Annotated in this window: 6 protein-coding genes and 1 pseudogene; 1 reads left to right on the top strand and 6 read right to left on the bottom strand. The window is 53.5% G+C overall.

Going from position 1 to position 8,584, the window contains the following annotated elements; translation table 11 throughout:
• The coding region (locus BGK49_RS30860; protein WP_225879632.1) for a hypothetical protein at positions 1–63 on the top strand (63 nt) is incomplete at its 5' end.
• 54 nt (positions 64–117) lie between these two features.
• Here the strand turns inward: BGK49_RS30860 and BGK49_RS05250 are convergent.
• From BGK49_RS05250 to BGK49_RS05230, 6 genes and pseudogenes are all read right to left on the bottom strand, one after another.
• Positions 118–690 (bottom strand): tail fiber assembly protein, encoded by a 573-nt coding sequence (locus BGK49_RS05250; RefSeq protein WP_001294928.1) that lies wholly within the window; start codon positions 688–690, stop codon positions 118–120.
• Positions 691–701: 11 nt separating this feature from the next.
• Complete coding sequence (locus BGK49_RS05245) at positions 702–3,677, bottom strand: prophage tail fiber N-terminal domain-containing protein (protein ID WP_032335670.1); 2,976 nt, start codon at positions 3,675–3,677, stop codon at positions 702–704.
• Between the two features lie 64 nt (positions 3,678–3,741).
• On the bottom strand, positions 3,742–4,341 hold the full coding sequence (locus tag BGK49_RS05240) for an Ail/Lom family outer membrane beta-barrel protein (protein WP_001228225.1): 600 nt from the start codon (positions 4,339–4,341) through the stop codon (positions 3,742–3,744).
• A 67-nt stretch (positions 4,342–4,408) separates the two neighbouring features.
• Positions 4,409–7,888 carry a phage attachment tail tip protein J gene (gene gpJ / locus BGK49_RS05235; RefSeq protein ID WP_000515473.1) on the bottom strand — a complete coding sequence of 1,160 codons (3,480 nt, stop codon included), beginning with the start codon at positions 7,886–7,888 and terminating at the stop codon, positions 4,409–4,411.
• Between the two features lie 66 nt (positions 7,889–7,954).
• Positions 7,955–8,293 carry a hypothetical protein gene (locus BGK49_RS30135; protein ID WP_153933134.1) on the bottom strand — a complete coding sequence of 113 codons (339 nt, stop codon included), beginning with the start codon at positions 8,291–8,293 and terminating at the stop codon, positions 7,955–7,957.
• 72 nt (positions 8,294–8,365) lie between these two features.
• A pseudogene (locus BGK49_RS05230) lies at positions 8,366–8,584 on the bottom strand (tail assembly protein); the annotation flags it as partial.

Here is an 8,584-nt window from a genome sequence, read left to right as displayed (position 1 = left end):
GAGAATGTTAAAACCAAGGTTCAAGGTACTGTAGTAATGTTTTCCGCTTCAGGGAAAAAATAGCATCCAACCGCAGCACGTTCTTGCTTAAGACGTGCTGCGGCATAATCCCAATGATTACTCCCTGACAGGGTTCGTAGGCCACTCAATATCAGGTGCAGTTGATGTATCAACACGGTTCAGCAACACCCGATACTTTTTCCAGGCTTCCAGCAATGAGGTTTCTTCCTCCGTTGCAATTTCCAGATCTGCAGCATCCTGAAGCGGCGCAATATGCTCACTGGCTACCTGCATCAGGTTGTTTTTTGTTTCTTCCGCCTCCCGGATCCGGAACATTTTTTCTGCTTCCGTATCCTTCACCCAGGCTGTGCCGTTCCACTTCTGAAACTCCCCTTCCGGCGATAACCAGGTAACATTTTCCGGTAACGGACCGAGTTCAGAAATAAATAACTCGTCCCCTGACGCTACGTCATAAACCGTTTTACCCCGATGGTCTTCAACGAGATGCCACGATGCCTCATCACTGTTGAAAACAGCCACAAAGCCAGCAGGAATATCTGGTGGTGCAATATCGGTACTGTTTGCTGGCAGACCTGTATGAGGCGGAATATATGCGTCACCTTCACCAATAAATTCATTAGTTCCGGCCAGCAGATTATAAATTTTTATGGTCCGTGCTTGTTCACTCATTCTGAATGCCATTATGCAAGCCTCACAATATAGTTAAATGCGATGTTTTTGACGGTGTTTTCCGCGTTACCAGCAGCGTTAACGGTGATGGTGTGTCCATGTGAACCAATCGCAACGGAGTGCGTATGCGCACCAATACCTACAGTATGTGCATGTGCGCCAGAACTTGCTGCAGTACCAGACAGCGAGTGGGTATGAGCACCTGCTGACTGTGTCTGAATACGTTGATAATACGATCTACGGGAAGAAGTCCCCGGGCTTACTTGATACTGTGAATCCTGGACATAAGTGAACCCACCGCCATCATAAAATGCTAACGCAGAACCGCCGCCTCCTGGCCAACGAATACCATTACCATGAGTATGATCACCGGCAGACCCCGTAGAGCCACTCAGACTGTGCGTATGCGCCCCGGTGTTATTCGTGGATTTGGTTCCGTAATCAAACGACGATGTGTTTTTCGTCCCCAAATCCGTACTGGATGCGCTGGCGCTGTGGGTGTGCGATTTAATGCCGTCCTGTTCCTGAGACAATACGGCACGACCACTGGCGGGTTTGCCCTTAATCGTCCAGCCACGCATATCAGGGATCACGCCTGACGGATAAGCGGCTGCAAGTTTCGGGTATGCAGATTTGTCAAAAGTCTGCCCCTGCATCAGGGCATAGCCAGACGGAACGGTATCTGATGGCCACGGGATTGGTGCGCCAGGCGGATAAAACTGCTCTGATGGCGTATAGAGTGCATAAACTGTACCGTCCGTTAACCCTTCCGGCTTATTAGCAGAATATGCTGGTGACGTATGAATCGTCACGCTGGCATTACTGGTATAATCCCATTGAATATTTACACCAGTCGCATAATTTCCGATTGCAACGTAAATATCGTAAGTATCACCAGATGTATTGACCCAGGCAAAATTTGTAAACCCTGTCGATGTGCGCTGCCATAAAGCACCAGTAATCCCCTTCGGATTACCATTACCTGCACGCAAAACAAGTTCAGATATACCTGCCTGTTGAGGTGACCCCACGTTAAATCCCGCACCACCAATCAACGTAATTGAAACAACAGAACTCGCCTGTGGCATGGTTACCGTTGCTAATTTGAACCAACCAGCACCACCGCTGAATGACATTGTTGTTGAGTTAAGCGTACCAATATCTTTCGGCGTCAGTGTTATATCCGCTGAAAGCGCCTTACCATTCACCTTACGGGCAGAAGGTACCCGACCATTCGCATTATCATTAGCTGCTTTCACTGCTTTCGGTGTCGCGGCAAGCGTTTCAGATGCGCTGTTGGTTGCACTACTGAGCTGGACAATTCCTTTTTGTGCTGTCGTAGCGTCCTGAGCAGTATATTTCCCGTTAGCAAGGTCATAGGCTGCCTTTACCGACTTTGGCGTTGCCGCCAGCATTTCAGATGTGCTGTTGGTCGCGTTGCTAAGCTGAACTATCCCTTTCTGTGCTGTCGTTGCATCCTGTGCGGTGTATTTCCCGTTAGCCAGCTCATACGCGGCCTTAACGGCTTTTGGCGTTGCCGCCAGTGACTCGGAAGTGCTGTTAGTCGCACTGCTGAGCTGTACTATCCCCTTTTTCGTCGTGCTCGCATCCTCAAGCGCCACGGCGGATGCAATATCCTCTGCCCGTTTTGCCGCTGTCTCAGCGCGCGTTGCCGCGGATTCCGCCGTACTTTTGCTCTGAGCTGCCGCCGTCGCACTGCCAGCTGCCTCTGTCGCCTTCGTGGATGCCGTCGTGGCGCTGCCCTTTGCTGCTGACGCCTGTCTGGTCGCCTCATCTTTTGAAGCAGACGCAGATGATGCCGATGACGCCGCCGAACTGGCGGACGATGCGGCAGCCGTTTTTGAGGATTCTGCGCTGGTTTCCGACGCTTTCGCGTTCGTCTCGGATGTCTTCGCTGCGGAAGCAGACCTCGCTGCTGCGCTGGCCAGTACAGCGGCTTCGCCAGCCTTCGTTGTGGCTGTTGAAGCAGACGATGCAGCACTTTCTGCCGATTTTCCGGCGGCGGTGGCACTGGCTGAGGCCTGCCCGGCACTTGTTGACGCGGCACTGGCAGATAATGCAGCCGCTGTTTTTGAGTCTGCCGCAGCTGAGGCGCTCTGTCCCGCTGCCGTTTCAGAAGACCTGGCGTTCGTCTCGGACGTTTTTGCCGCCTTCGCAGAATTTGCTGCCGCCGTTGCCGAGGAAGCTGCGCTGCTGGCGCTCGAGGCTGCGTTCGTTTCTGATGATTTTGCCGCCTCTTTTGAAGCCGACGCATCCCGTGCTGAAGTGGCTGCTTCTGACGCTTTCGTGGTCGCGGTGGATGCAGAAGTGGCTGCTGATTGTTGTGACGCTGCCGCATTCGTTTCTGACGTTTTCGCGGCACTGGCACTGGTAGCTGCCGCGCTTTTTGAGGACTCTGCAGCAGCAGCACTTTTCGATGCTTCACTGGCCTTTGTTGATGCCGCTTCTGCGCTGGAAGACGCTGACTGAGCCGACGACGCGGCCTGTCCGGCTGACGTGCTGGCTGCGCGTGCTGAGCCTGCAGCATCAGTCGCATGGGTTGCCGCCTCACGGGCTGATGTGCGGGCATCGCTGGCTGACTTCTTCGCGGCTGCCGTGTTCTGTGCCACTGCGGACGCGTTACGCGCCACCTCTTCCACCATCAGTTCAAAACGGCGCAGTGCCTCTGGCCGGACATCATCCTCCGTCATTGCACCGAGGAAATCATTCAGTGTGCCCGGCTTTGAGTCCTCATATACGGTGATAATCCCGGCGTGTGACGGCGGGAATCCCTCCACCAACAGACTGACGCTGTACTGACCATACTCGACGTCCATTGTATAACGCCCGGCTTCATCCGGATTTTCTGAGGCCACTGTGTTCACCACCACCGTGGTGCTGTTGCGCCTGGCCTTTAGCTGAATGGTGCAGTTTTGTATCGGCTTACCTGCACCATCTTTCAGTACACCTGAAATCAGTACTGCCATATTCCCCCCACAAAAAAGCCCGCCTGAACCGGCGGGCTGTCATAACACTGTGTTACCTGGCTAATCAGAATTTATAGCCGACACCAACGATGAAACTGTTGGTACGCCAGTCACCACTGCCGGAGCCTTCATAAGCAATATCAATGGCCACGGATTCGGTCGGGTTAAACTGCACGCCAGCCCCCCACGCCAGAGACGTGTTGCTGTGGCGACCGTCATCACTTCCGGTCAGCACATCGTGCGTTTTCCCCTTGCTGTCAGTTACACGGAGATAATCCCCGGAAAAAGTCGACACACGACTGTAAGTCACACCCGCCATCGCATACGCGCTGAACCATTCATTCACGCGCACAGACGGCCCCGCCATCACGCTGAACCAGCGGTTACGCACGGAATCTTCATGCCAGCGGGTATCGCTGTAATGCGTTTTTTGCTCATCTTTGGCATTGGCATAACTGAATGACGTCACCAGCCCCAGCGTGTCCGTAAACTCATAACGGTATTTCACGTTAATCCCGTTCAGATCATCGCTGCCTGGCATATCAGTATGGGTCTGAAGATACCCGGCGCTTAGTGTGGACTGATGCTCTGCTGCGCTCGCTGGCATACCAGCGGCAACCAGCCAGACTACTGCGGACAGAATAACAGCACATAATTTACGCATAATTACCTCTCGCTTTTCTGCAATAAAAAAGGCACCATTTCTGGTGCCCGTATCTGGGTTATAAAATTCAGCTAATCGTGATGCCTGTAGTGGCTTTCTTCATCACCACAACCAGCAAATCGCTGATACTTGCTGTGGGATACCAGTTATTTACCAGCCATGCTGACACCGAAAACTCCAGTGTCATGTGACCGTGACCGGCAGGCATATCAATAACGCCACTGTAAATCAGCGTATTATCCAGCGCGGTACGGTTATAAATTTCAGCACCGTTTTTCCGCACTATCAGACGGCATGAGGAGTAAATATCAGTATGCTCTCTCTCATGCTTAGCGCCACTGAATGCCACCGCCGGAATAACAATTTGCCGGTCAAACGGCTGATCGTCATAAACCCTGACGGTAATGGTCCCTGATGGCCACCGCTCCGGTGCACGGGAGTCCCGGGGGAAAGCTTTGCCCACTGTTTTAACGAGATCGCCTTCAATCTGGTTGGCGGACAGTTTTCCCAGAACCCGACAGTTCTCGTTAATCGTGACGTTGTTGAGCGTCCCGGAGTTCGCATTCACGTTACCGCTAATATCGGCATTTTTCGCCGTCAGCCGCCCGTCCGGTGTCAGGGAAAATGCCGGAGGATCACCGCCGCTGGTAATGGTGGGAGCCGTCAGGCGTTTCAGGAACACGTCGTTCATGAATATCTGATCGCCCTGACCAACAAACATCGGCTTTGTGTTGCCATTCGCAGGATTAATCATCGCAATCCTGTCTGCCGCCAGCAGCACCTGACTCTGCATTCCTGCTGGCGTATTCTCAATACCGGCACCGATACCCGCAATATAAAGGCGTCCGTCCTTCATCTGTTGCAGCTTCACAGCCCACATGCTGTTCAGATTATTATTTGTATCAACCTGAACCTTCTGTATCTGCTGGATTGCCGCACTCTGGTCTTTCAGTTTCTTATTGACAGTCTGCGTGATTTCATTGCTGACATCCGTAATGGACGTCCTGATTTCAGCCAGGTCAGGCGCAAGCTGACCTTTATCAATCTGCGTCCACAGCTCCTGAGCCAGATGGGTTTTCCCTATCTCGCCTTTGAAAAAATCCAGATAACCGGATGCATCATCACTCGGCTGACCAACAGCCTCCACGAATGCCGATTTGCCAACGGTGTTCACACTGCGAACGTAAAAATAATAATCATGGCCCGGTTTGATATTGATACTGGCGGCTATCCAGTACAGCCCCGTGCCAAGATAGCGCGCTGTGGTTTCAACCTTCCTGATATCGGTAATCCGCTTTTCCGAAAACCAGAACTCAAACTGTACCGTCGGGTCATAAACGGCAAGATGCGGCGTGGCGGTTATCTGAAAATAGCCCGGCGTCAGCTCAATCCGCGACGGCGCTGCCGGTGCGGCAATCCGGAACGATACCGACGCCGGATCGCCCTGCTGTCCCCACGCATTTACCGCCCGGACCGTCAACATGTAACGCCCCAGCGCCAGCTGCCTGAAGCGGTATGTGGTTTCCGTCGTCCGGGCCGTGCTGACCAGCCGCTCACTGCCATCGTCCGCTGTCACGGTCAGGCGAAGCAGGAAGCTCACGCCCTTCACCACCTTCGGCGTGTCCCAGCGGGCCAGTACCTGATACTCCCCGCTGTCTGCGGTGACTTCGGCAGTCAGGTGCTGCACCGCTGGCGGCGTGACACCATTCACCGTGCCGCTCTGGTCGCCGTCAAAGTGCGCCCCGTTATCCACGATGGCTTCTTTTTCCGGTACATGCTGCACGGCGGTGATGGCATACGTGCCGTCATCGTTCTCACGGATACTCACGCAGCGGAACAGGCGCTGGCGCAGCGTCGGCAGCTTCAGCCCCCACACGCTGTATTCGGCAACGCCGTCAGGAACACGGCTCACTTTCACCTTCACGCCGTCGGTGACGGACTGGACCTCCACGCTGACCGGATTCCCCTGTCCGTCAACCAGGCTTATCAGCGTGGTGCCGGAGGATGGCAGCGTGATTTCACGGTCGAGCGTCAGTGTCCGCGTCTGGCTGTTCACCGCCAGCACGCGCCCGCCGATGCTGATACCCGCATAGTCATCATCACAGATTTCAATGACATCGCCCGGTACATGGCGAAGCCCTTCTGCACCCACGCTGAAGTCCACGGTCTGCGTTTCCAGCAGCTCCGTTTTAATCAGCCACAGCCCGGCGCGGTGTGCCTGCCCCCGGCTGGTACAGCCAAAGGCATCCATCTTCGTGACGTTACGACCGTAACGGGCAATGGCCTGCGTATCTTCAACAAGCTCTGTCGCCGTCTCCCAGCCGTTATCCGGGTCAATCCAGTTCACCTCAACGGCATTATGGCGGTCCTTCAGGGCGCTGAAGCTGTAGCGGAACGGCGCGCCATCATCCGGCATCACCACATTACTGCGGTTATAGGTCCACACCTTATCCGACGGTCGGTCCTGCACGAACGTCAGCGTCTGCCCGTTCCATACCGGCATATAGCGCATCGCCGAACAGAAATCACTGAGCACATCCCACGCCTTACGCTGTGTGGTCAGGTAAGCGTTACAGGTGATGCGCGGCTCCGTGCCACCAAAGCCATCCGGCACTGACTGATCGCAATACTGGCCGATGACATACAGCGCCCATTTGTCCACATCCGCCGCACCAAGACGTTTCCCCATGCCGTAGCGCGGGTGGGTCAGCATATCCCACAGACACCATGCCATGTTGTTGCTGTATGCCGGTTTAAACGTCCCGTCCCAGATACCGCTGTATTGCCGCGTCTGCGGGTTATAGTTCGATGGCACCTGCAGAATGCGCCCGCGAAGATGATAATTACGGCTCACCTGCTGGCTGCCGAACTGTTCCGAGTCCACCTGCACGCCGACCAGTGCCGTGTTCGGGTAGCACTGTTTCACATCGATGATTTCAGTGTATGACGACCAGAGCGTTTTGTTCTGCAGCTGGTCTGTGGTGCTGTCCGGCGTCATCCTGCGCATCCGGATATTAAACGGGCGCGGCGGCAGGTTACCCACCACCACCGAGGCCAGATACTGCGAGGTGGTTTTGCCCTTAATGGTGATGTCTTTTTCCGTCACCCAGCCACCGTTACGTTGTATCTGAACCAGCAGGCGGACTTCCGACGGATTCCTGTCACCCTTTGAGGTGGTTTCCACCAGTGCCTGCACACCGAAGGTAAAGCGCAGACGGTCGATGTTTGCAGACGTGATGGTCCGGGTGATCGGCGTGTCGTATTTCACTTCCGTACCCAGCACCGTCTCGGAACCGGAGGATTCAAATCCCTCCGGCGGTGTCTGCTCCTGCTCACCTGCCCGGAACACCACCGTAACACCGGAGATGTTGGTATTCCCCTCACTGTCCAGCACCGGTGTACTGTTCAGCAGCACGCTTTTTAATCCATCCACCGGACCTTCAATCGGCCCTTCGCTGATGGCATCGATCACACTCAGTAATTGCGTGGATTTCAGGTTGTCCTTCGCTTCGCGCGGGGTATGCCCCTTACTGCTTCCTTTACCCATTCCTCACACTCCATAAACAACAAAGCCGCCCAAAAGGCGGCTCATGAGTTACGGCAGGATTAACTATTATTTACATGCATTAACACTATCAGCAAAAATTTTTGGCGTTAATGCTGGTACACGTTCATAAAGAGTAAAACTACTGCCATTTCCTGCTTTTTTGATATCAAGCACAATATCATATCCCCCCATAGCCTGTGGAACTAAAAGGCTTACCCCATTCTCAATAGGAAGGGATGTTATAGGTGTTCCATTACCAGCCCATTGTCTGGATATGCAGCCTGACAATTCATCAATATTTTTTAATGAATTACCTTCCATTACAGGTTTTCCGGATTTTACGTAATCCAAAGATTTACATCCTGTTAAGGCAATAATCGTGCAGAATAAAATCGTTTTGTTCATATAGCTAACCAATAGAATAATTATCAGTGTTCGATATAAATATTAAATCAGTTAGAACATGAGTAAATAATATTACCGCCCAATTACCACAACCTGACCACCATCCCCTTCATCTGCCGTGCTGATCTCCTGAGATGCCACACGTGACCCCACGCGCATTTCACCGTACAGAACAGGCAGGACATTGCCCTGGGCAACCATGTTATCCAGTGAGGAGAAACAGGTGTTCTGTTTGCCGTTATCCGTTGTCTGTGTACGGGGAGTTCTGGCTTTCGGTGCCAGCATCTGTGC

Origin of the sequence: Shigella sp. FC1544 (assembly GCF_001722145.1) — a bacterium.
In the GTDB taxonomy this organism is placed as follows: Bacteria; Pseudomonadota; Gammaproteobacteria; order Enterobacterales; family Enterobacteriaceae; genus Escherichia; species Escherichia coli.
Note: the sequence above shows the minus strand (reverse complement) of the source record. Positions and strands in the feature narration are given on the sequence as shown.

Coding starts and splice junctions, on each gene's coding strand:
- BGK49_RS05250 (WP_001294928.1), bottom strand. CDS start 690: ATGAGTGAACAAGCACGGACCATAAAAATTTATAATCTGCTGGCCGGA.
- gpJ (WP_000515473.1), bottom strand. CDS start 7,888: ATGGGTAAAGGAAGCAGTAAGGGGCATACCCCGCGCGAAGCGAAGGAC.
- BGK49_RS30135 (WP_153933134.1), bottom strand. CDS start 8,293: ATGAACAAAACGATTTTATTCTGCACGATTATTGCCTTAACAGGATGT.
- BGK49_RS05245 (WP_032335670.1), bottom strand. CDS start 3,677: ATGGCAGTACTGATTTCAGGTGTACTGAAAGATGGTGCAGGTAAGCCG.
- BGK49_RS05240 (WP_001228225.1), bottom strand. CDS start 4,341: ATGCGTAAATTATGTGCTGTTATTCTGTCCGCAGTAGTCTGGCTGGTT.